This window comes from Enorma sp. (genome assembly GCF_982429025.1).
The window spans coordinates 22,113-42,615 of sequence record NZ_CEWCAA010000009.1; the positions used below are offsets into that span (position 1 = coordinate 22,113).

General features: G+C 63.0%; 15 protein-coding genes, 1 tRNA gene and 1 other RNA gene. 15 read left to right on the top strand and 2 right to left on the bottom strand.

The genetic code is table 11. The features are described 5' to 3' along the window. The first annotated feature begins 266 nt into the window (after window positions 1–266). A complete protein-coding gene (locus tag AC1VS5_RS02850; RefSeq protein WP_481217634.1) occupies window positions 267–1,481 on the top strand; it encodes a coiled-coil domain-containing protein in 1,215 nt (404 codons plus the stop codon). A gap of 292 nt (window positions 1,482–1,773) precedes the next feature. Here the strand turns inward: AC1VS5_RS02850 and cysE are convergent, their stop codons facing one another. Continuing rightward, window positions 1,774–2,508 carry a serine O-acetyltransferase gene (gene cysE / locus AC1VS5_RS02855; RefSeq protein WP_144688236.1) on the bottom strand — a complete coding sequence of 245 codons (735 nt, stop codon included), beginning with the start codon at window positions 2,506–2,508 and terminating at the stop codon, window positions 1,774–1,776. 497 nt (window positions 2,509–3,005) lie between these two features. Between cysE and AC1VS5_RS02860 the strand changes: the two genes are divergently transcribed. Next, window positions 3,006–4,052 carry a branched-chain amino acid aminotransferase gene (locus tag AC1VS5_RS02860; protein ID WP_481217635.1) on the top strand — a complete coding sequence of 349 codons (1,047 nt, stop codon included), beginning with the start codon at window positions 3,006–3,008 and terminating at the stop codon, window positions 4,050–4,052. A gap of 634 nt (window positions 4,053–4,686) precedes the next feature. Here the strand turns inward: AC1VS5_RS02860 and AC1VS5_RS02865 are convergent. Next, window positions 4,687–4,776 (bottom strand) — tRNA-Ser (locus AC1VS5_RS02865). A gap of 54 nt (window positions 4,777–4,830) precedes the next feature. Between AC1VS5_RS02865 and tadA the strand changes: the two genes are divergently transcribed. The 13 genes from tadA (at window position 4,831) to AC1VS5_RS02930 (ending at window position 20,451) form a co-directional block, all read left to right on the top strand. Continuing rightward, window positions 4,831–6,906 (top strand): tRNA adenosine(34) deaminase TadA, encoded by a 2,076-nt coding sequence (gene tadA / locus AC1VS5_RS02870; RefSeq protein ID WP_481217636.1) that lies wholly within the window; start codon window positions 4,831–4,833, stop codon window positions 6,904–6,906. A 196-nt stretch (window positions 6,907–7,102) separates the two neighbouring features. Further along, an RNA gene (gene ffs, locus AC1VS5_RS02875) (signal recognition particle sRNA small type) lies at window positions 7,103–7,198 on the top strand. A 139-nt stretch (window positions 7,199–7,337) separates the two neighbouring features. Beyond that, the gene (locus AC1VS5_RS02880) at window positions 7,338–9,203 is read left to right on the top strand and encodes an ABC transporter ATP-binding protein (protein WP_481217637.1); all 1,866 of its coding nucleotides are present in this window, start codon (window positions 7,338–7,340) and stop codon (window positions 9,201–9,203) included. Beyond that, window positions 9,196–11,070 carry an ABC transporter ATP-binding protein gene (locus AC1VS5_RS02885; RefSeq protein ID WP_481217638.1) on the top strand — a complete coding sequence of 625 codons (1,875 nt, stop codon included), beginning with the start codon at window positions 9,196–9,198 and terminating at the stop codon, window positions 11,068–11,070. The genes AC1VS5_RS02880 and AC1VS5_RS02885 overlap by 8 nt, the downstream gene beginning before the upstream one ends. Before the next feature lie 367 nt (window positions 11,071–11,437). After that, a complete protein-coding gene (locus AC1VS5_RS02890) occupies window positions 11,438–11,815 on the top strand; it encodes a GntR family transcriptional regulator (RefSeq protein WP_019128756.1) in 378 nt (125 codons plus the stop codon). Window positions 11,816–11,926: 111 nt separating this feature from the next. Next, a complete protein-coding gene (locus AC1VS5_RS02895) occupies window positions 11,927–12,859 on the top strand; it encodes an ABC transporter ATP-binding protein (protein ID WP_481217639.1) in 933 nt (310 codons plus the stop codon). Next, window positions 12,860–13,585: an ABC-2 transporter permease gene (locus AC1VS5_RS02900; RefSeq protein ID WP_481217640.1), complete on the top strand. Its 726-nt coding sequence runs from the start codon at window positions 12,860–12,862 to the stop codon at window positions 13,583–13,585. A gap of 144 nt (window positions 13,586–13,729) precedes the next feature. Continuing rightward, a complete protein-coding gene (bilS, locus tag AC1VS5_RS02905; RefSeq protein ID WP_481217641.1) occupies window positions 13,730–14,254 on the top strand; it encodes a flavodoxin family protein BilS in 525 nt (174 codons plus the stop codon). Window positions 14,255–14,505: 251 nt separating this feature from the next. Next, window positions 14,506–15,699: a DUF362 domain-containing protein gene (locus AC1VS5_RS02910; RefSeq protein ID WP_481217642.1), complete on the top strand. Its 1,194-nt coding sequence runs from the start codon at window positions 14,506–14,508 to the stop codon at window positions 15,697–15,699. Between the two features lie 344 nt (window positions 15,700–16,043). Beyond that, a complete protein-coding gene (locus AC1VS5_RS02915; protein ID WP_481217643.1) occupies window positions 16,044–17,072 on the top strand; it encodes a hypothetical protein in 1,029 nt (342 codons plus the stop codon). Window positions 17,073–17,316: 244 nt separating this feature from the next. Further along, the gene (gene trhA / locus AC1VS5_RS02920; RefSeq protein WP_481217644.1) at window positions 17,317–18,174 is read left to right on the top strand and encodes a PAQR family membrane homeostasis protein TrhA; all 858 of its coding nucleotides are present in this window, start codon (window positions 17,317–17,319) and stop codon (window positions 18,172–18,174) included. A gap of 141 nt (window positions 18,175–18,315) precedes the next feature. Further along, entirely contained in the window at window positions 18,316–19,674 is a 1,359-nt protein-coding gene (locus tag AC1VS5_RS02925) for a hemolysin family protein (protein WP_481217645.1), read from the top strand. A gap of 120 nt (window positions 19,675–19,794) precedes the next feature. Then, on the top strand, window positions 19,795–20,451 hold the full coding sequence (locus tag AC1VS5_RS02930) for a cyanophycin synthetase family protein (RefSeq protein ID WP_481217646.1): 657 nt from the start codon (window positions 19,795–19,797) through the stop codon (window positions 20,449–20,451). Window positions 20,452–20,503 lie beyond the last annotated feature (52 nt).

A 20,503-nucleotide genomic window follows, 5' to 3' on the forward strand; every position in this document is an offset into this window, starting at 1 on the left:
ACGCGCTGCTCCTGCTTTGGTGCGCGATGTGCTTCCAAAAGTATAGCCGTTGCATGAAGGGCGAGTTGCGACGCATGGGAGGAGCGATGAATATCCCACTCGGGCCCCGGAGCGCGACGGAATGCGCTATCCTTATGCGAAGGGCGACATATAAACACACTTACATCGGAGCACGTATGTCACACCACGATCACGCATCCTCGTCTTGCGCAGACGGGGCGCAACTTCATCCATCAACCACCGCTCAGAGTGGCCATTGTCAGGCGATGGACACCCCTGCATCAGGCGATGGAGGCCGTGCGGCACGCGGCGAAGCGGCTGCCGTCTCGCGGCGCTCCGCTCTCAAGGCCATGCTCGCCATGGCGGGCGCGGCGACGCTCTTCGCCAATCCGGTGCGCGCGTTCGCTACGCCCCAGGCCACGCAGGAGACGCTCGACGCCTTGAGCGATGCGCAGGCGAAGTACGACGAGGTCCAGGCGCAGCTCGACGAAATCTCGACCCAGTATCAGGAGCTCAGCAAGCAGCAAGATGAGACGCTCAGCCAGATCGAGGATGTCGAGCAGCAGATCGTAGATACCGAGCAGCAAATTGAGGAAAAGCAGGCAGAACTGGAAGAGAACCAGGCGCTGCTTTCCGACCGTGTCGCGACGAACTACAAAACGGGCGGCAACGAGGCGCTCTCGGTGCTGCTCTCGGCCACGACGCTCGACGACCTTATCTCGAACGCGTACTACCTCGAGAAGGTGAACGAGCAGGACCGCGCCGTCATCGCGCAGATTGAGCAGATTCAGTCGCAGCTCGAGGAGCAGAAGGCCCAGCTCGAGGAGCAGAAGGCCCAGCTCGAGGAGCTCAAGACCCAGCAGGCCGAGCAGCTGTCGCAGATGCAGGCCAAGCAGCAGGAGACGCAGGAGCTTCTGAACAACCTCGATAGCGAGGTCAAAGATCTCATCGCTCAGCGCGATGCGGAGATTCTCGCCGCTGCGGAGGCCGAGGCCGAGGAGGAGCGCAGGCGCCAGGAGGCCGCGGCGTCGCAGAACCCCAATCCCCCGGTTCTGCCCGAGCGCGGAAGCGGTCAGGATTACAGTGCGGCGAGCGGGGCGCAGAAGCGCGTCGTCAACTCGTGCTACTATACGCCGTCTCCGGGTAGCGGCTACTGCGCGCTGTGGGTCTCTCAGGTGATGCAGAACGCGGGGTTTAGCCGCGTGCGAGGCAACGCGAACGACATGTATAACGCCTGGTGCACAAGCTCGAGCAAGGCGAACTTGCAGGTGGGCATGCTCATTGCCGTGTCAACGCACAGCCATACCTCGGCCGGGCGCATCTACGGGCACATTGGCATCTACATTGGCGATAACAGGGTCATGCATAACGTGGGCAACATCGAGACACAGAACCTCGACTACTGGATCAGCTTCTACGGCACGACGGTGACCCCGCGCTGGGGTTGGGCGAACGGCATCAACCTCGCCGAGCGCAGCTAGCAAGAGCTCCTCGTAGGGATTTTCGCGGGTTTTGGGGCTGGCCTTGGGGCCGGCCCCTGCTGTTTTGGGCGTTTTTGAACGTTGCGGAGAAGTTCGAGGCTCGAGTCGGAAGGTTTTTGCGGACAAGCCGAGTAGACCCCGCTTACGCATTACCAAAACCGCAGGTCGCGCCAATGTGAGCAAGGCGCTTACTCGGCGGGTCGCGAAAAATCTTCCGACTCGAGCCTCGAACTTTTTTACTGCGTCCCAGCTGGGCCATTTTCATGTCGGATGGGAACCGGCCCGACCGTCTCTATCTCTTCTGCTGTTGCTGAACGAACTGATTGACAAGCTCGGTAAGCTCGGCGAGCTGGCGTTCCATGTCGGCTACCTGCTTTTCAAGGTCACCGATGCGCTGATGGTTCTTGCGAATGCCCTCGCGGTTCAGGCGCGACTGCTCCTCGACCGGGTCGGGCATGTTCTCGCGGTGCTTGTCGCGGTTATAGGTCTCCTCGACGATGCGGCAGCCGTTGCGCCGCACCACGCGCCCGGGAATGCCTACGACGGTGCAGTTCTCGGGCACGTCTTTTACCACAACGGAATTACCGCCCACCTTGACGTTGTCGCCGATCTGGATGTTGCCAAGCACCTTGGCGCCGGCGCCCACCGTGACGTTGTTGCCAAGCGTCGGGTGGCGCTTGCCGCACTCCTTGCCCGTTCCGCCAAGCGTGACGCCCTGGTAGAGCACGCAGTCATCGCCCACCACGGTGGTCTCGCCGATGACGACGCCCATGGCGTGGTCGATGAAGAAACGACGCCCTAACTGCGCTGCGGGGTGAATCTCGACGCCGGTGAAAAAGCGCGTGACCTGGCTCAGCACGCGCGCGGGGCCGCGTGCCCCGTGGTTCCACAGCCAGTGCTCGGGCGTGTGCATCCACTTGGCATGAAGGCCGGGGTAGGAGAGGAAGATCACGAAGTCGCTTTGGGCGGCGGGGTCGTGCGTCTTGACGGTGCCGATATCTTCGCGAATGGTGTCGATAAAGCTCATAGCTGCCCCTTTTGGCATGATGGCGGGCGTGCGGGCGAGATGGGGCGCTGCGGCAGGGCCTGTCCCATGTTCGGCCGGCGGCTCGGGGCGGGCGGCGCGAAGCCTGGGCGCCCGAGTGTTTTCGGCTAAGTATAGCGAATTACTAGGATTAAGAAAAAGAGCTCGCGCCCTTCACGAGGTGACCTCATGCGAGAGGGTGGTTCTCCAAAAGCTGGGTGTTTTCCTAGGGTACACGCTCTCTTGCCGCGGCGTTCGTTAACAGATGGCCCCCAGGTCCGCGTCATCCGTTAACAAATGGCTCCCAGATCCACTCCCCTCGTTGCGTTATCCGTTAACAAATCGCCCCCAGGTCCGCGCCCCTGCCGCGTTATCCGTTAACAAATCGCTCATAAGCAAGAAACCTCTCGGTGACGCGTGCGAACGGAGTACCATAAAGGGCACGCGATTGCGCTCTGCGTTTGCGCACGGTTCAACGTATCGATACGAGGGGAGCACCCATGGCAGCAGAGAAGAAGGATATCGACTGGGGTAGCCTCGGCTTCGCCTATCAGCCCACGGACTACAGCTACGTCTGCAACTACAAGGACGGCGCTTGGGAGGAGGGCGGCCTCACCACCGATCACAGCCTCACGCTCTCCGAGTGCGCGGGCATCTTCCATTACTGCCAGGAGGTCTTCGAGGGTCTCAAGGCCTATACCACCAAAGACGGCGACATCGTCTGCTTCCGCCCGGACCTCAACGCCTCCCGCATGGCCGACTCCGCCCGCCGCATCGTGATGCCGCCCTTCCCGGAGGACAAGTTCATCGAGGCCGTTAAGATGGTCGTCAAGGCCAACGAGGCGTGGGTGCCGCCGTTCGGCTCGGGCGCTACGCTCTACGTTCGTCCGTTCATGGTGGCAACGGGCGAGGTCATCGGCGTGGCGCCGGCGAACGAGTACCAGTTCCGCATCCTCGTGACGCCCGTGGGCCCGTACTATTCCGGCGGCGTGAAGCCCGTCGCGCTCAAGGTGCCCGAGTACGACCGCGCCGCACCGCACGGTACCGGCGCCATCAAGGCCGGCCTCAACTACGCCATGAGCTTGTATCCGAGCGTTCAGGCACATGCCGAGGGCTTTGCCGACAACATGTTCCTCGACCCCATGACTCACACCTATGTTGAGGAGTCTGGTGGTGCCAACTTCCTCTTCGTTGACCAGGACGGCGCGCTCGTGGTGCCGCAGAGCCACACCAACTCCATTCTGCCGTCCATCACGCGCCGTAGCCTGGTGCAGGTGGCACGCGATATGCTCGGCATGACCGTGGTGGAGCGACCGGTCAAGTTCGCCGAGGTCCAGGCGGGTGCGTTCGTCGAGTGCGTCATGTGCGGCACGGCGGCGGTCATCAGCCCGGTGGGCAAGGTCGTGAACGGCGACGAAGAGATCGTCTTCGGCGAGGGCGGCATGGAGCACGTGGGCCCGGTCATGCAGAAGCTGCGTGAGACGCTCACCGGTATTCAGGCTGGCGAGATTGAGGGCCCCGAGGGCTGGATCGTTAAGGTCGCATAGGTCGTTCATTCCCGGCGGAGGCCCCGCTTCCCCTTGTTCCGATGTCCTCGCGCTGCGCGCTGCGGATTACGGAACAAGGGGAAGCGGGGCCTCCTGCGTTTACGGCCTTGCTGGGGCTGAGTAGGGGCTGCGGCGGGCTTGGGCGAGCATCACTTCGCTCGCTCGCGTGCATTCGCGTGGTGCGTGCGCCGTTGCGCTCGCTCGCGTGCATGGGGCGCGTGTGGCGCACCGCTTCGCCCGCACTTCGGGCTTATTGCCTCGAGCCCTCATCAGTGCACCCCCCTGCTGCGCAAAACGTGTACACGAGCGTCACGAATCGCCGTTTTTCGGCTAGATTTTGACGCTCGTGTACACGTTTTGGGTGAGGCGCTGTGTGGGTTCGAATCTCTCGCTCGTTGCAGAAAAAAGCCCGAGCCGGGTGACCGGCACGGGCTACGAGCGTCTATGGCGGAGAGAGAGGGATTCGGGGCGCCGTTTCGCGCCGCCGTCCGCTGCGGCCGCTCGCGCGGCCTCGCGTGCTTCGCTGGAAAACACTCCGCGTTTCCTCGGCTCCGCATCTTCACAGGGTTCGAATCCCTCACCTGCTGCAGAAAAAAGCCCGAGCCGGCTGACCGGCACGGGCTTCGAGCGCCTATGGCGGAGAGAGAGGGATTCGAACCCTCGAGACGCTCACGCGCCCAACGGTTTTCAAGACCGCCGCATTCAACCGCTCTGCCATCTCTCCGTGGTAGGTAATGATAGCATCGAATACCGACCGGCGTGAGAAAGAGGGGCGGCCGTGGGCGACGAGCGGAATATCGACATGTCTCTGAGCAGGCTCGACGAGCGCTTCATGCGCGAGGCGCTGGCCGAGGCGCATGCGGCATCGGCGGAAGGCGAGGTGCCCATCGGGGCTGTTGTGGTCTACGAAGGCGAGATCATCGCCCGGGCGCACAACCGTCGTGAGCTGGACGAAGATCCCTCTGCGCATGCAGAGTTCTCGGCGATGGTCGCGGCAGCCCGCGCGCTCGGACGCTGGCGGCTCACGGGCTGCACGGTGTACGTGACCCTCGAGCCTTGCGTTATGTGTGCGGGTCTTATGGTGAACGCGCGCGTGACCCGCTGCGTTTACGGCGCGGCCGACCCCAAGGCCGGCGCGCTTGGGTCGCTTTACCAGCTGAATGCCGACCGACGGCTCAACCATGCGTTCGAGGTGACGGCGGGCGTGCTTTCCAACGAGTGCGCGGGTGTGCTCAAAGCTTTTTTTGCCGAGCTTCGGGGTGAGGGGCGTGCGAACGACGCGCACGTCTCGAAACGAGACGAGGCCCTGCGTTCTCGAAACGGCTCTATGTTGACTCAGTGCCGTGGGCGAGATGCGGTGGCTGCGACGGCGTTGTGTGCCGAAGGCGCTCATGCTGCGGCTGCGGGCAGCGAGGGCTGCCTTGCCGCGGACGGTGTGCGTGCTACAGCTGCGGGCGGCGTGACCGGCCTTACCGCGGACGGCGCGCGTGCCGCTGCCCAGCCGGGCTCCGCTTCCCGTGCCGCGGACGGTGCGCACGCTGCCACTTTGTTGGGTCCCTCTCCCCGTGTGCTCCTGGCAATCGACTCCTTTAAAGGTTCCGCCACGAGCGCTCAGGCAGAAGCATGGGTGACTGAGGGCATTCTCCATGCGTGCCCGAATGCGCGGGTGACGGCTATGCCTATCGGAGACGGAGGAGAAGGGACGGGGGAGGCGCTCGCGGCATCGGGTGGAACGACGAGGCGCGCGGCGCAGGCGCACGACGCGTTCGGACGCGTTATTTCCGCTGAATACTTGCTGTCCGATGCTGCAGGTAACGTGCCTTCAGCAGCGATTGCCGGCTCCGCTGCAGATTCGGAATCCGTGCGTTCAACAGAAGCGAGCGACGTATTCTCCGCAGCACACGAGGAGAGCGGGCACGGCACCGAGTGCCCCGTCAGCACTTCCCATGAAGCGTTCATCGAGATGGCGGTCGTCGCGGGCCTCGGTAGCTCTGACCGAACTCCCCAAGCTGCGCTCGCGGCCACGACTTACGGCGTAGGCGAGCTGGTGCTCGACGCGATTGCGTGCGGCGCGCAAACCATCTACCTCGGCCTTGGAGGGAGCGCGACCAACGACGGCGGTGCGGGATTTCTGCAGGCGCTCGGCGCGCGGCTGCTCGATGCGGACGGTCGGGACATCCCAACGGGTCTCGCGGGACTTGAGAAGGTCGCTTCTATCGATCTAGCGCCGGCGGTGCAGGCGCTCGGACCCGTGCGCCTTATCGCGCTTTCGGATGTGACGAATCCGTTGGTGGGATCGCGAGGCGCCCTGCGCGTTTTTGGCCCGCAGAAGGGGCTGGCCCAAGACCCCGACGCGCTCGATACTTACGACCGCTGGATGGTCCGCTACGGGGCGCTGCTCGATGCGGCGTGTCGCGCGGTGTCTACCCCGCGCTTCCGTTCGCTGGCCGGTGTACCCGGAGCGGGTGCAGCGGGCGGTTTGGGTGCGGCGGTGCTCGCGCTTGGGGGCGCGCTCACGCCTGGGATTGATGCGGTGCTTGATCGTTCCGGGTTCGATGAGGCGCTGCGCGACTGCGATGTAGTGGTAACCGGCGAGGGAATGATGGACGGCCAGACGGCGGGCGGCAAGGCACCGCTCGGCGTGGCGCGCCGCGCCCGGGCCGCCGGCGTGCCCGTGGTTGCTGTGGTGGGTGGCCGAGCCGATGATCTTGACGCCGTGTGCGAGCAAGGAGTTGACCTCGTTCTGCCCATCGTGCGTAGGCCGATGGATCTCTCCCATGCTCTCGACCCCAGCCAGACACGCGCCAACCTCCGTGCCGCCGGCGAAGCCGTCATCCGCGCGTATCTGCTATAAGGCTGGCGGCTCCTGGATTTTCCGAGCGCTGGGCGAGGGGGTGCTGCTGGGAACTCCACACATGCCGCTATGAGCGCCGTAAATTCCAAGTATGCAGAGGCGGGCGTGTCGCGGTTTTTCTTCTGTTGGGGTTAATCGATGTTTTCCTAGACGGCGGCGGTGGAAGCGGGTACCATAGACCAAGCGCCTAGCGCGCTCGATGGGTTCGGGTGACGATATGTTCCGAACCTGGTCAGGTCCGGGAGGAAGCAGCCATAAGGAGCCTCTGCCGGGCACCCGGATCCATCGAGCGCACGGGCGCTTTTATCTTTGTCTGCACCTCGTCAAATCCTCGTTGCGTCTTCATGACGAGCGCCGCGTCTCGTTTTGCGAGCTCAACCCGCTTGCCCTATCATGGCTTGAGCAATCCATTGCCCTACCGAAGGCGGTCTATGTTCAAGCTCCTCAAACGCTTCGGTGGCTCGTACCGCGCGAACCTTGTTCTCGGTCCGCTCTGCAAGCTCATCGAAGTCGTGTTCGACCTGTTCACACCCATCATTGTGGCCTATATGATCGACGCGGGCGTGGGCACGCGCAGCGTGCAGCCCGTGCTCACAGGCGGTGGAATCCTTCTCGCGATGGCCGCCGTGGCCATCCTCTTCGCCCTCGCCTGCCAGAAGATGGCCTCGCGCGCGTCGCAGGGCATGGGCACGAGCATCCGCCACAGCCTGTACGAGCACATCAACGCGCTTTCGCATGCTGACCTCGACCGCTTTGGTACGCCTTCGCTCACCACACGCATCACCAACGACGTCAACCAGGTTCAGCTTGCCATCGCGCTCGGCATACGGCAGCTCATGCGCTGGCCGTTTCTGGCCGTGGGCTCGCTTGTCGCTGCGCTCGCTATCGACGTGCGGCTCGGGCTCATCTTCGTCGTGTCGATGGTCGTTGTGGGCGGTCTCTTCTGGTTTGTCATGAAGGCATGCATTCCGTATTACCGCAGTATGCAGGCAAAGCTCGACCGCATCGCGCTCATCGTGCGCGAGGGGTTGTCGGGCGTTCGCGTGGTGCGCGCCTTTGTTAGAGAGGGGCACGAGCGGCGGCGCCTCGCCGATGCAGCCCAAGATCAAGCTGCTACCGCCATTGCGGTCGGCAGGCTCTCCTCGGTGCTCAACCCTGTGACGTTTCTGGTGATGTACCTCGCTGTTTGCGCTATCCTTTGGGCGGGCGGTATCCAGGTGAACATCGGCGAGCTCACGCAGGGTCAGGTCGTGGCCTTTGTGAGTTACATGACCCAGGCGCTGCTTTCTATCGTATACGTGGCGAATCTCGTGGTGGTGTTTACCAAGGCGAGCGCCTCGGCCGCGCGCGTGAGCGAGGTGCTCGCGTGCCAGCCGAGCGTGACCGACGAGGGCGCCGAGCCCGTAGAGCTGTGGGGCTCGGCGTGGCTGCCGGGTGTGGCGGAACGTGCGGATGGCGCGGGACTGCCGGACGCGGCGGAGCAAGTCCCCACACTTGCCCTGCGCAACGTCTCTTTTGCTTATCCCGGCGCGGCTGCGGACGCCGTGCACGATGCGACGCTCGCACTCATGCCGGGACAGACGCTCGGCGTGATCGGCGGAACGGGGTCGGGCAAGTCGACGCTCGTCTCGCTCATCCCGCGGCTCTACGACGCGACGGAAGGGGCGGTCGAGGTGCTTGGCCGCGATGTGCGCGCGTGGCAGCTCAAGCAGCTTAGGCAGGTCGTGGGCATGGTGCCCCAGCAGGCTATGCTCGTTTCGGGAACCATCCGCTCCAACCTCATCTGGCGCGATGCGGGGGCCACGGACGATGATCTTTGGCGTGCTCTCGAGCTTGCACAGGCGTCGGAGTTCGTTCGCACGCTGGCCGACGGTCTCGATGCCCCGGTTGAGGCGGGCGGCAAGAATTTCTCCGGCGGCCAGCGCCAGCGCCTTACCATCGCACGAGCGCTCCTTGGGGCGCCTAAGCTGCTGATTCTGGACGATTCGGCCTCCGCGCTCGACTATAAGACCGACGCCGCCCTGCGCGTGGCGCTTGCGTCGTACGGGCGCGACGCTGCTGCGTCTGGGGAGCTGCCCCCGGCCGTTGTGGTGGTCTCGCAACGCGTTGCCAGCGTGCGCGCCGCGGACCTCATCTGTGTCATGCGCCGCGGCAACGTGGTGGGGCTCGGCACGCACGACGAGCTTGTTCGTACCTGTGCCATCTACCAAGAGATCTGCGCCTCCCAAGGCGTCGAGGATGAGGCAGTTTCACCCGGTACAACTGTCTCACGTCATGAGGAGGTGCGCCATGGCTAATCCGTACGGTGCGGTGGGCTCGGTGGCGACGGTTGCCTCGAGTATCTCGGGCGGTGCTGGCGGCGCTTCGGGCGGCCCCGACGCGCCGGACGGCCGGGACGATTCGCTCAAGAGCACGCTCACTACAGGCCAGGTGCTCGGCCGGCTCATCGGGTGCATTCGTCCGCATCTGGGCTCGTTCTTGCTGTCGTTTGCCGCCTCGGCCATCTCGGTCGTGCTCCAGCTCTATGTGCCCATTCTTGTGGGGCGCGGGATCGACTGCATCATAGCGGCGGGCCGGGTGGACTTCAGCGCGCTCGCGCCTCTCCTCTTGCAGCTCATCGCGGTCATTGTGGGCGCGGCCGCCTTCCAGTGGGTGCAGGGGTACTGCGTGAATCGCCTCGCCTACGAGACCGTGCGCGATTTGCGCACCCAAGCGAACGACAAGCTCAGCCGCATGCCCATCTCGTTCATCGACGGCCATGCGCACGGCGACCTCATGAGTCGCGTGGTCAACGACGCCGATCAAGTTGGCGACGGCTTGCTCCAGGGGCTCACTCAGTTCTTTACCGGTATCGTGACCATCGTGGGCACGCTCGCGTTCATGCTGTCGATCTCGGTTCCCATGGCCGTGGTCGTGGTGCTCGTGACGCCGCTCTCGGTGCTTGTGGCCTCCGCGATCGCACGGTTCTCCCATTCGAGCTTCATCGACCAGCAACGCATCCAAGGGCAGCTCGGCGGGTACGTCGAGGAGCTCGTGGGGTGCCAGAAGCTCGTCGACGTGTTCGCCCACGGCGACGAGGTGCTCGAGGGGTTCGACTCCCTCAACCAGAAGCTGTATGTGGCGGGCGAGCGGGCCCAGTTCTTGAGCTCGCTGTCCAACCCGGGAACGCGTGCCGTGAACAACGTGATCTACGCCATCGTTGCGGTCATGGGGTGCATCTGCGTCATCACTGGATGGCCGGCGGCGCTCACGGTGGGCGGCGTTCAGACCTTCCTCTCGTATGCCAACCAGTACACGAAGCCGTTCAACGAGATCACCGGCGTGATCACGCAGATTCAGGCCGCCTTCGCCTCGGCGCGGCGCCTCTTTGCGCTCACGGATGCTCCTGAAGAAGAACCCGATGTTCCCGGTGCCATAGAGCTGGTGGATGCTCGGGGCGAGGTCGAGCTCGCGCACGTGGATTTCTCCTACGTTCCCACCCGCCCGTTGCTGAGGGATATCTGCGTGCACGCCCAGCCGGGGCAGCGCTACGCCTTGGTGGGACCAACGGGCTGCGGCAAGACGACCCTCATCAACCTGCTGCTTCGCTTCTACGATGTGGATGCTGGTGAAATTCGCGTGGATGGCGCAGATACCGCGTGCATCGCGCGTGATAGTCTGCGCCGCGCTTTCGGCATGGTGCTGCAGGAGTCGTGGCTCTTCGAGGGCACGGTGCACGACAACATCGCGTACGGCAAGCCCGATGCGACGCGCGAGGAGGTCATTGCGGCGGCGGAGCGAGCGCGAGCCGATTCGTTCATCCGCGCTCTGCCGCAGGGCTACGACACGGTGATTCCCGAAGACGGCGGCACCTTTAGCCAAGGCCAGCGTCAGCTGCTGTGCATCGCGCGCGTGATGCTCACCGATCCTGCCATCCTTTTGCTCGATGAAGCGACCTCGAGTATCGACACCCGCACCGAGCTTCAGGTGCAGCGCGCGTTCGACGAGCTCATGGAAGGAAGGACGAGCTTCATCGTCGCGCACCGGTTGAGCACCATTCGCAATGCCGATTGCATTCTGGTAATGCGCGATGGGGAGATTATCGAGCGTGGGACGCACGACGAGCTGCTTGCCGCGGGCGGTGCCTACGCCGAGCTCTATACCTCGCAGTTCACCCACGCCTAAGCGAAGCGGCTCGCTGCGCGACAGCGGTGCCAAGGAAAACTGTCACGTTGGCGGGGGCGTGACGCGCCAACACCCGGTGTCCGCGCGTCAAATGAATCATAGACACCCGGTGTTCGCGATTCATTTTCGCGCGTGTTGAATCGTAAATCGTAGACACCGGGTGTCTGCGTTTCATCTAAAAACTTCTTGCATTGTGTATAGGTGTGTATATACTGTACTTAACGGGTATACACACTATACCCAAACAGGCTTACCGAGACGTCCGGCAAGCCTGTTGCCCGGCGGGGGACGCCCCGTTGGGCGCTGCGGATGTGCGGCGTCGAGGTTTCGCGTTCGCTCATCCAGGTAACGGAAAGGATTCGGATTCGTGGAACTCATCATCTCCAACGCGAGCAGCAAGCCCATCTACGAGCAGATCACGGGTCAAATCAAGGCCATGATCCTCTCCGGCGAGCTTGCCGAGGGCGAACAGCTCCCAAGCATTCGCGCGCTGGCGAACAGTCTGCGGGTGAGTGCTATCACCACGAAGCGCGCCTACGCCGACCTTGAGGCTGATGGCTTCATTGAGACGGTCCAAGGCAAAGGAAGCTTCGTCGCCGGAGGCAATGCGGAGCTCATCCGCGAGGAGCAGCTGCGCCAGGTGGAGGAGCTCATGGGGCAGGCGGTCGATGCCGGCCGCGCCATGGGCCTCTCGAAGACCGAGCTTACCGAGATGTTCACCTTGCAGCTCGAAGACGGGGACTGATGACGGGGCCGAAATGTCAAATACGGTGAGTCAAAACGGAGCCAAAACGGGACAGTCCCAATTTGACCGATTTGACACCTCGGTCCCAGGGTCAACCGAAAGGACAGTACGATGACGATTGTCGAAAGCCGGGGGCAGGTCCCGGGTGCCGCGCAGGACGTCCCGCTCATCGAGGCGCGCGGAATCATCAAGCACTATGACGGTTTTTCGCTCGATAACGTGAGCCTCTCTGTGAGCGAGGGCGAGGTCGTCGGCTTCGTTGGCAAGAACGGCGCCGGCAAGTCGACTACCATCAAGGCCCTGCTCGGCCTCATCGACCTCGATGGAGGCGAGAGCTCCATCCTCGGCGTTCCGTCGAACGAGCTCTCCCGCCCCATGCACGCCGGGACGAAGGAGCGCATCGGTGTGGTTTTCGACACGATCTCCATGCCCGGGCACCTTCGCGTCGCCGATGTGGGGCGCGTATTCTCCCATGCGTACGCCTCATGGAATCCTCGCATGTTCGAGCAGCTCACGCACGATTTCGATCTTGCAGCTACCAAGCAGGTGAAGGAGCTCTCGCGCGGCATGGGCATGAAGCTCAGCCTCGCCTGTGCGCTCAGCCACGATGCCCGCGTGCTCATCCTAGACGAGGCCACGGCGGGTCTCGACCCCATGGCTCGTGACGAGCTCCTCGACCGATTGCTCGATTTCGTCGCCATGCCTGGGCGCGCCATCCTCATGTCGAGCCACATTACCTCCGACCTCGAGCGCATCGCGGACCGGGTGCTCTGCATCGATGAGGGAAGGATCGTCTTCGACTTGGCTAAAGACGAAATCACCGACGAGATGGGCATCGCCCGCTGCCGCGTGGCGGAGTTCGAGCGCATCTGCGCAAGCGGCATCATCCCCGAGGGCCAGCTGCGCTACCGCAAGAACGACTATGGCATCGACCTGCTCGTTCCCGATCGCTTTGTCTTCGCCGAGAACTTCCCCAACGTTCCGTGCGACCGGATGTCCATCGACGACTATCTCTCCCTTACCCTGAAAGGTGGTGTGCGGTAAATGAAGCGCGCGTACCTTATGGAAATGACGATTTTCCGCGATTACATCAAGCAGCTCATGGGCGTTGGCTTTTTCGTCTCGATATTCGTTTCGGCGGGCATGGGTTCGATCGTGGCCGCGCCGGCGATTCTCACCACGATGTTCTTCATGATGGGCTGCATGTCGGCGAGCGCTTACGACGAGCAGAGCAACTGGGGCGCCTTCCGGCTGACCATGCCGGTGAGCCGCCGCGATGTGGTGCTCGGCCGCTACGGCGTCATCGTGACGCTCGGGTTCCTGGGCATGGCGGCGGGCTGGGCTGCCTGCCTGCTCATCCTGGCTTTGGGGAGTGCCGTTGAGCTTCCGTTCGGCCTTTCGAATGCGATCGCGTTTGACGAGGGCATGTTCCTGGGAGAGGTTTTCTCTACCGCGTTTTGCATGGCGCTTGGCTCGCTGATCGCGTCGATCGAGACGCCCATCTACTTCAAGTTCGGACAGAACAAGACCACGCAATGGCTGCCCATGATCACCGTGCTGCTCTTCGTGGGGCCCATGCTCATCATCAACGGCACCGGCATCTTGGACAACGGATCGATGAGCTTCGGCAACCTCGCCTCGCTTCTGGGGTTCATCGAGACGCCTGCTGGCGTGGCGACGTGCTTCGCGATCTTCCTCGCGTTCACGGTCGTGGTGCTTGGTATCTCTGCCGCCGTCTCGCTCAAGCTCTACGAAGGGCGCGAGCTGTAGCGCGGGATTGCTGCTCTTGTGGTGCGACCTACTCGGCGATGTGTGGAAAACCTTCCGATTCGAGCCTCGAACTTTTTGAGCGGTTCTGCGCTGGCTGGATGGGGTAGGGTGATACCGGTTCAGAGGCGGCGTAAAGGAGCAGTCATGAAGTGTCTCGTTGTGGTGAACAGCAAGGGCGGAAACACCCGCATGGTGGCAAATGCACTGGTAGATGCATTGGAAAAGGCTGGTTCCGAGGCCGTGTTCGTGGATGATCCGGCCGCCGTGGACCGCGCTTCGGTTGATGCGGCCGAGGTCGTGCTTGCGGGCTTTTGGACCGATAAGGGCGATTGCGCCCCCGAGATGGCGACGTTTTTGGAGCGTTTGTCCGGCAAGCGCGTGTTCCTGTTCGGCACGGCGGGGTTCGGGGGCAGCCCTGAATACTTCGAGCGCATTCTGGGCAACGTTCGCAAGCACCTTTCGGACTCGGTTGAATACCTGGGCGGCGCTATGTGCCAGGGGAAGATGGGCGCTGGCGTGCGCAAGCGCTACGAGGCGATGCTTGCCGAGAATCCCGGCGACGCCCGCATCCAGGCGATGATCGACAACTTCGATGCGGCGCTCGCACATCCGACCGAGGAGGATGTCGCGCGGATCACGGCTGCTGCTCAGCGCGCACTCGGCGTGTGACGCTTGTGCCAGGTGAGACACTTGTGCCGGGTGAAACTGTCTCATTTGTGACACCGGTGCCGGGGGGCTGTCACGCTTGCGGCGCCCCGAGGCGTAATCTGCCGACGCCCCGTCTTTCGCATGGTTCTAGTCCTAGACTTCGTTGATTGCATGGGCTGGTTTTATGGCGCGCGCCTCGCCCCAACGGCCTCACTTCGGCGATAATATACGCACGGAGCTTTCAGCGGAGGGGACATATGGAAGGAATGCATATGGCAGAAACCACGCCGGCTAAGGTCTACTTCACCAATCTGCGCTCGTATGGGCGCGAGAGCCAGCTCGACAAGCTCAAGCGCCTCATTCGTCGTGCCGGCATCGATCAAATTGACTTCGAGAACAAGTTCGTCGCCATTAAGATTCACTTCGGCGAGCTCGGCAACTTGAGCTTCCTGCGCCCCAACTACGCGCGCGCCGTCGCCGACGTGGTGAAGGAGCTCGGCGGCAAGCCATTCCTTACGGATTGCAACACGCTCTATGTGGGCAGCCGCAAAAACGCGCTCGAGCACATCGACTGCGCGTACCAGAACGGCTTCACGCCCTACGCCACGGGCTGCCACGTGATCATCGCCGACGGCCTCAAGGGCACGGACGAGGCGCTCGTGCCGGTGAAGAACGGCGAGTACGTGAAAGAGGCGAAGATCGGCCAGGCGCTCATGGACGCGGACATCGTCATCTCGCTTACGCATTTCAAGGGGCACGAGCAGGCAGGCTTCGGCGGCTGCATGAAGAACCTCGGCATGGGTGGCGGCAGCCGCGCGGGCAAGATGGAGCAGCACGCGGCGGGCAAGCCCGATGTCGCGGCGGAGAAGTGCATCGGGTGCCATGCCTGCGAGCGCATCTGTGCGCACGGCGCCGTAAGCTTCGAGGATACGCGTGAGCGTGAGCTGCCGAACGGCCAGACGCGCACGGTGCATGTGGCGAAGATCGATCACGACCGCTGCGTGGGCTGCGGGCGCTGCATCGGCGCGTGCAACCAAGATGCCATCGCCCCCGGGTACGACGCTGCCGTCGATGTGCTCAACTGCAAGATCGCCGAGTACACGCAGGCCGTGGTGCAGGATCGTCCGAACTTCCACATCTCCATCGCCATGGACATCAGCCCCAACTGTGACTGCCATCCCGAGAACGATACGCCCATCGTGCCGGATCTGGGCATGTTCGCGAGCTTTGACCCCGTGGCGATCGACCAGGCGGCGATCGACATGGCGCTCGCGCAGCCAGCGCTGCCGAATACCGAGCTCACGGACATGCGCGCCAAGCTCGAGGCGGGCGACGGCGTGCCCGAACGCTGCGAGCCCGATCACTTCAACATGACGCACCCCGACACCAATTGGCGGAGCATGATCGAGCACGCCGAGAAGATCGGCTTGGGTACGAGCCGCTATGAGCTCATAGAGGTGAAGTAGGCGAAGAAGGGGAGTAGACGAGGGCCAGACCGTTCGGACATCTCGGCCGAACTGGGGCCGTGCTCCACGTGTGCACCGGGCGGAGCTGCGCGTCGAAGTGGGGCTGCCCGTCCATCCGGTTCGCCTTCGCGCCTACCTTGTCATCCGCCTGTTCCTCAAAGCGTCGCATAACTCAATGATGGGGCCGAAATTCGGGCTTCGTCGTCGAGTTATGCGACGCTTTTTTGACTATGCTGTACAGAACTGCACAGCAACGTTTGGAGTGCGTCCGCAACCTTTGGTATGCCCGCGGTTGGGCGTGTCGTCAATGCGAGGCGCGGCGTGCATGGGGCAAGGAGGCGACCATGGACATCCCGGTAGTTCTCTCCCATCGAACGGCGGCGCTTATCCGGAGAACGGAGCATTTTGAACGTCTGCGTGCAGCAGCGCGGGCAAACGGCGAGCGCTATGGCGTGGCCCCGTATGTCGAGGAGAGCGATCTGCCCGATATCGGCCTCTCGGCATCCGGCCTCAAGGCATCAGCCATCGTGCAGCGCATCCGGAGCGCGTTATCGACTTGGGGAATCCCCGACCGGGACCTCGTTCGGCTCGACGTGATGGTCCCCTTTGCGGAAGATCGTGTGCGGACGCGCGGCATGGCCTGCCATGCACTCGGCCGTGCGATTGGAGAGAACGACGTTTTCCCGGTGGCGAGAGGCCTCGTGGCGGTGTCGGATGCACTGTGCTTCGCGCAAGCGGGGGCTTGGATGGGCAGCATGGAGCTCATCGAGTGGGCGTATGAACTTTGCGGAGCCTATTTCCTTCCCCTCGATGGAGACTACGCGGAGCGACCTGTGTGCTTGACGCGGGACGAGCTGCGCTGCCAGCTCGAGCGCTATCGGGGCGTGCGAGGCGCCGCACATGCGCTGCGGGCTCTCAATTCGGTGCACGACGGCGCGCGCTCGCCCATGGAGACGGCGCAGGCAATGATGGTTTCCTGCCCAAAATCGATGGGCGGTCTCGGGTATCGCCATATTGTGCTGAATCATCGCGTTGGTGTGCCGCCGGATTATTCCCGGTACACGTCGGCCCCATATTACGAAATCGACCTGTTCGCACCGGTGCGTGGTGTGGGCGTGGAATACGACGGGGATGAACACAGCAAAAAGGCTCGTCGAGGACACGATGCCGAGCGCATGAGCGTGCTTTCCCTTATGGGATACGACATCAAGGTACTCACGAGTGTGCAGTTTTCTCGGCAGCTGGATATGCATCGGGCGATGAACGGGATCGCAGCATCGATTGGCATCAAAGTGCCTTCTTCTTCGAAGTTTCAGCAGGCGCAGGAGCAACTCCGCCGCTTTGTCACGCGCAGATGGTGCAACGGGAGTTGACAGTGCGGCGGAGTTGAAAATGCGGCGGAGTTGACGGTGCGCAAGGGTACGTCGAAAGCGTCGCATAACTCTGGGATGAAGCCCGATTTTCGGCCTTACCGTCGAGTTATGCGACGCTTTGTCGGTAATGCTTGCAGGGCGCGGTCTGCCGGAGGAAGGTGCCGAGAGTCTTCCCGAGGGATATGTGCCTCCCGCATTCTGCTATAGTTATGCAGACCCTATCTATGGAGGATGTACCGCCCGTATGGCAGATTCGAGTGACAGTCCCCGGCCGCAGTCGACAACGGCTGCGGCGGAAATCGTTGATGTAGCTGATCCGAGCTCTTCGGCATCGGTGAGTGGCGGCGCGGCGTGTGGTTCCGCAGTGCCTCCAACGGCGCCCCCGGATCCTTGCGCCACGTGTCGCAAGCGTCGCCGGTCATGCCCCAAGTATGCGCAGGACAACAAGGACGGTTCCTCGGCCGGGCAGCCTCTCTACACGCTCGGCGAAGAGATCGCTAATTCCATCACGCACGGCATTGGCGTGCTGCTTGCCATCGCCGGGCTCGTGCTGCTCATCGTGAAGGCGGCCCTCGGCGGAGCCGATCCAACGCACATCATCTCGGCAATCGTCTTCGGCGTGACGCTCATCCTAGAGTACCTGGCTTCCACGCTCTACCACGCCATCCAGGTGCCCGCGGCCAAGCGCATTTTCCGTATTATCGACCACAGCAGCATCTACCTGCTCATCGCTGGTAGCTATACGCCGTTTTGCCTTATCACGCTCGCGCCGTATGGCGGCATCGTGCTGTTCGTCGTGGTGTGGGCGCTCGCGTTCGCCGGTGTGTCGTTCGAGATCATCGGCCGCCAGCGTCAACCTCGTTGGGTGACCATCCTCATCTATCTCATCATGGGCTGGCTCGTGGTGTTCCGTTTGCCGCAGCTCTTGCAGGCGCTCGATCCGGTGGCGCTCGCGCTGCTGGTGGTGGGCGGCCTGTGCTACACCATTGGTACGGCCTTCTACCTTATGAAGAAGATTCCCTATATGCACAGCGTGTGGCACCTGTGGGTGCTCGCGGGAAGCATTTTCATCTTTATGGCGGTGATCCTCTTCGTGATCTGACCTTTCCGGCGGCACCTCGCCCCGCCGCCCGCCGCGTCGCGCAGCGCGCGCCAGCTGCGTTCAATGTGAGCGCATGGCATATGGCTCCGCACCGGCATCACCGCTTTCCGTACCCAACCGAGGAGGTTCGAACTCGTCCCTATGGGCATATTCATTTCCATTGTTGCTACCCTCTTGCTCACGCTGCTCAACGGTTACTTTTCGATGTCCGAGATGGCGCTCACCACCGCTAAGCGCGCCACGCTCGAGCATGACGCCGAGGAGGGCGACAAACGCGCCGCGCGCGCACTCGACCTCGCAACCGACTCCACGGACTTTTTGGCCACCATCCAGGTCGCCATCACGCTCGTTGGCTTCTTCTCCGCAACCGTCTCGTCCAACACGCTTTCCGAGCCGCTTACCGCGTGGGTGGAATCGTTCGGTATCGCGCCCCTCACCGCAGTGGCGCCGGTGGCCTCGCCGATCGTCATCACGCTCATCGTCTCGTATCTTTCCATCGTGATCGGCGAGCTTGTGCCCAAGCGCATCGGTCTTTCGGACGCTGAGGGCATGGCCAAGGCGGTTGCGGGGCCCATCGGTACGTTCCGCAAGCTTGCGAAGCCCCTCGTGTGGCTCACGCAGGCAAGTGCGAACGGCATCAGCGCGCTTCTGGGCATCAAGAGCGCCGACGACCGCCAGAACGTCTCGGAGGAAGAGATCAAATACATGGTCTCGGAGCAGGACACCCTGCTCGACGAGGAAAAGCGCATGATTCACGAGATTTTCGACCTGGGCGACGCGGTCGCGCGCGAGGTCATGGTGCCTCGCGTTGACGTGCAGATGGCCGAGGACACCGACACGGTGAACGAGGTCATGGAGCTCATGCGTCGCACGGGCTTCTCGCGCGTGCCGGTGTATCGCGAAGACACCGACAACGTGGTGGGCATCGCGCACATCAAGGACCTTGTGGGCATCGCGCTCGGCGGCAGCGGCAGCGAGCCGGTGGGCGCGCATCTGCGCGACGTGACCTTCGTTCCGGACACCAAGGACATCCTCCCGCTCCTTTCCGAGATGCAGACCGCGCACGACCAGATCGTGGTCGTGGTGGACGAGTATGGCGGAACGGCCGGCATCATCACCATCGAGGATATCGTGGAGGAGATCGTCGGCGAGATTGAGGACGAGTTCGACCCCGACAACAAGTACCTTACGCGCCTTTCTCGTCGCGAATGGCTCGTAGATGGTCGCTTTAGCTGCGACGATGCAGAAGAGCTCGGTTGGCCCATCGAGGAGAGCGATGAGTACGAGACCATCGCCGGCTGGATTATGGATGTCTGCGACGGAGTGCCGGATATCGGCGAGGTATTCGAGGTCGATGGGTACCGTTTCAAGGTCCAGTCTATGCGCGGCCGCCGTATCTCGCTCATTCGCGTGATTGCGCCAGAGGAGCCCGAGCCCGCGGCAGCGGAAGAGGCTGCCCAGAGTAGCGACGCCCCGGAGGATGCCGAAAGCGAAGCGTGATAAAACGAACCGGGTTCGTTTTATCACGGTGCGTTCTCTCACCCGATGCACCTGATGCGGTACGATGACAGGAAGAACAACCCGCCGCGCAAGACACCTGCGGCTGAGGATCGGAGAGCTATGGCGAGCCTGTTCAACATCATGAAGATCACGGTCGATGACACGAAGGCCCGCGCCAGGGTGCTCGTGAACCCCGGTATGCCGCTCATGACCTCGGAGGATATCGAGGCCACGGCGCGCGTGTACTACCTTGCCCCGGCGATTGCGCAGCACGCGTGCTTCGGCGACGCGGGCGAGAAGTTCCAAGACTGCATGGGCGACACGGAGCTCGCGCATCTGCTCGAGCACCTTACCGTCGAGATCATGAACGAGACGGGCCTTGCCGGTGATATTTCCAGCGGCCGTACGCGTTCGGTCGCAGAGGACCCGCGGCTCTTTGAGATCGAGCTTTCCTGCCCCGATGACGCGCTGACCATCGGCGCGCTGTCTTCGGCTTCGTTCATGATGGAATGGGCGTTTTTGCATCCAGATGTGACGGCGCCGGATTTCGCTGGTACGGTTGAGGCGTTGCGCCAGCTCGTGCTGAGCCTGCGTGGCGAGAGCGAGCCGGATGATGGCGCGGCTGCAGAAGGCATCGAGGCCGAGGCAGAATCCGATGCCGAGCTCGAGGCGGGCGAAGGCCAGCAGGTTGAGGCCGGTGCCGATGCCGCAGGCGCAGAAGAGGATGCATCCTTCGCCGCAGCGATCGGCGATGCCGTGCAGGATAGCGAAGCGTAACGTTTGCGGATGCCCTGCCGTGCCGCGCGTTCGGTGGGTATAATAGGCGAAC

What these genes read in the sequence shown, in the direction of transcription:
- AC1VS5_RS02930 (WP_481217646.1), top strand. Translation starts at nt 19,795, where the DNA reads ATGGCGAGCCTGTTCAACATCATGAAGATCACGGTCGATGACACGAAG.
- AC1VS5_RS02885 (WP_481217638.1), top strand. Translation starts at nt 9,196, where the DNA reads ATGGCTAATCCGTACGGTGCGGTGGGCTCGGTGGCGACGGTTGCCTCG.
- cysE (WP_144688236.1), bottom strand. Translation starts at nt 2,508, where the DNA reads ATGAGCTTTATCGACACCATTCGCGAAGATATCGGCACCGTCAAGACG.
- AC1VS5_RS02925 (WP_481217645.1), top strand. Translation starts at nt 18,316, where the DNA reads ATGGGCATATTCATTTCCATTGTTGCTACCCTCTTGCTCACGCTGCTC.
- AC1VS5_RS02850 (WP_481217634.1), top strand. Translation starts at nt 267, where the DNA reads ATGGACACCCCTGCATCAGGCGATGGAGGCCGTGCGGCACGCGGCGAA.
- trhA (WP_481217644.1), top strand. Translation starts at nt 17,317, where the DNA reads ATGGCAGATTCGAGTGACAGTCCCCGGCCGCAGTCGACAACGGCTGCG.
- bilS (WP_481217641.1), top strand. Translation starts at nt 13,730, where the DNA reads ATGAAGTGTCTCGTTGTGGTGAACAGCAAGGGCGGAAACACCCGCATG.
- AC1VS5_RS02900 (WP_481217640.1), top strand. Translation starts at nt 12,860, where the DNA reads ATGAAGCGCGCGTACCTTATGGAAATGACGATTTTCCGCGATTACATC.
- AC1VS5_RS02915 (WP_481217643.1), top strand. Translation starts at nt 16,044, where the DNA reads ATGGACATCCCGGTAGTTCTCTCCCATCGAACGGCGGCGCTTATCCGG.
- AC1VS5_RS02860 (WP_481217635.1), top strand. Translation starts at nt 3,006, where the DNA reads ATGGCAGCAGAGAAGAAGGATATCGACTGGGGTAGCCTCGGCTTCGCC.
- AC1VS5_RS02880 (WP_481217637.1), top strand. Translation starts at nt 7,338, where the DNA reads ATGTTCAAGCTCCTCAAACGCTTCGGTGGCTCGTACCGCGCGAACCTT.
- AC1VS5_RS02895 (WP_481217639.1), top strand. Translation starts at nt 11,927, where the DNA reads ATGACGATTGTCGAAAGCCGGGGGCAGGTCCCGGGTGCCGCGCAGGAC.
- AC1VS5_RS02910 (WP_481217642.1), top strand. Translation starts at nt 14,506, where the DNA reads ATGGCAGAAACCACGCCGGCTAAGGTCTACTTCACCAATCTGCGCTCG.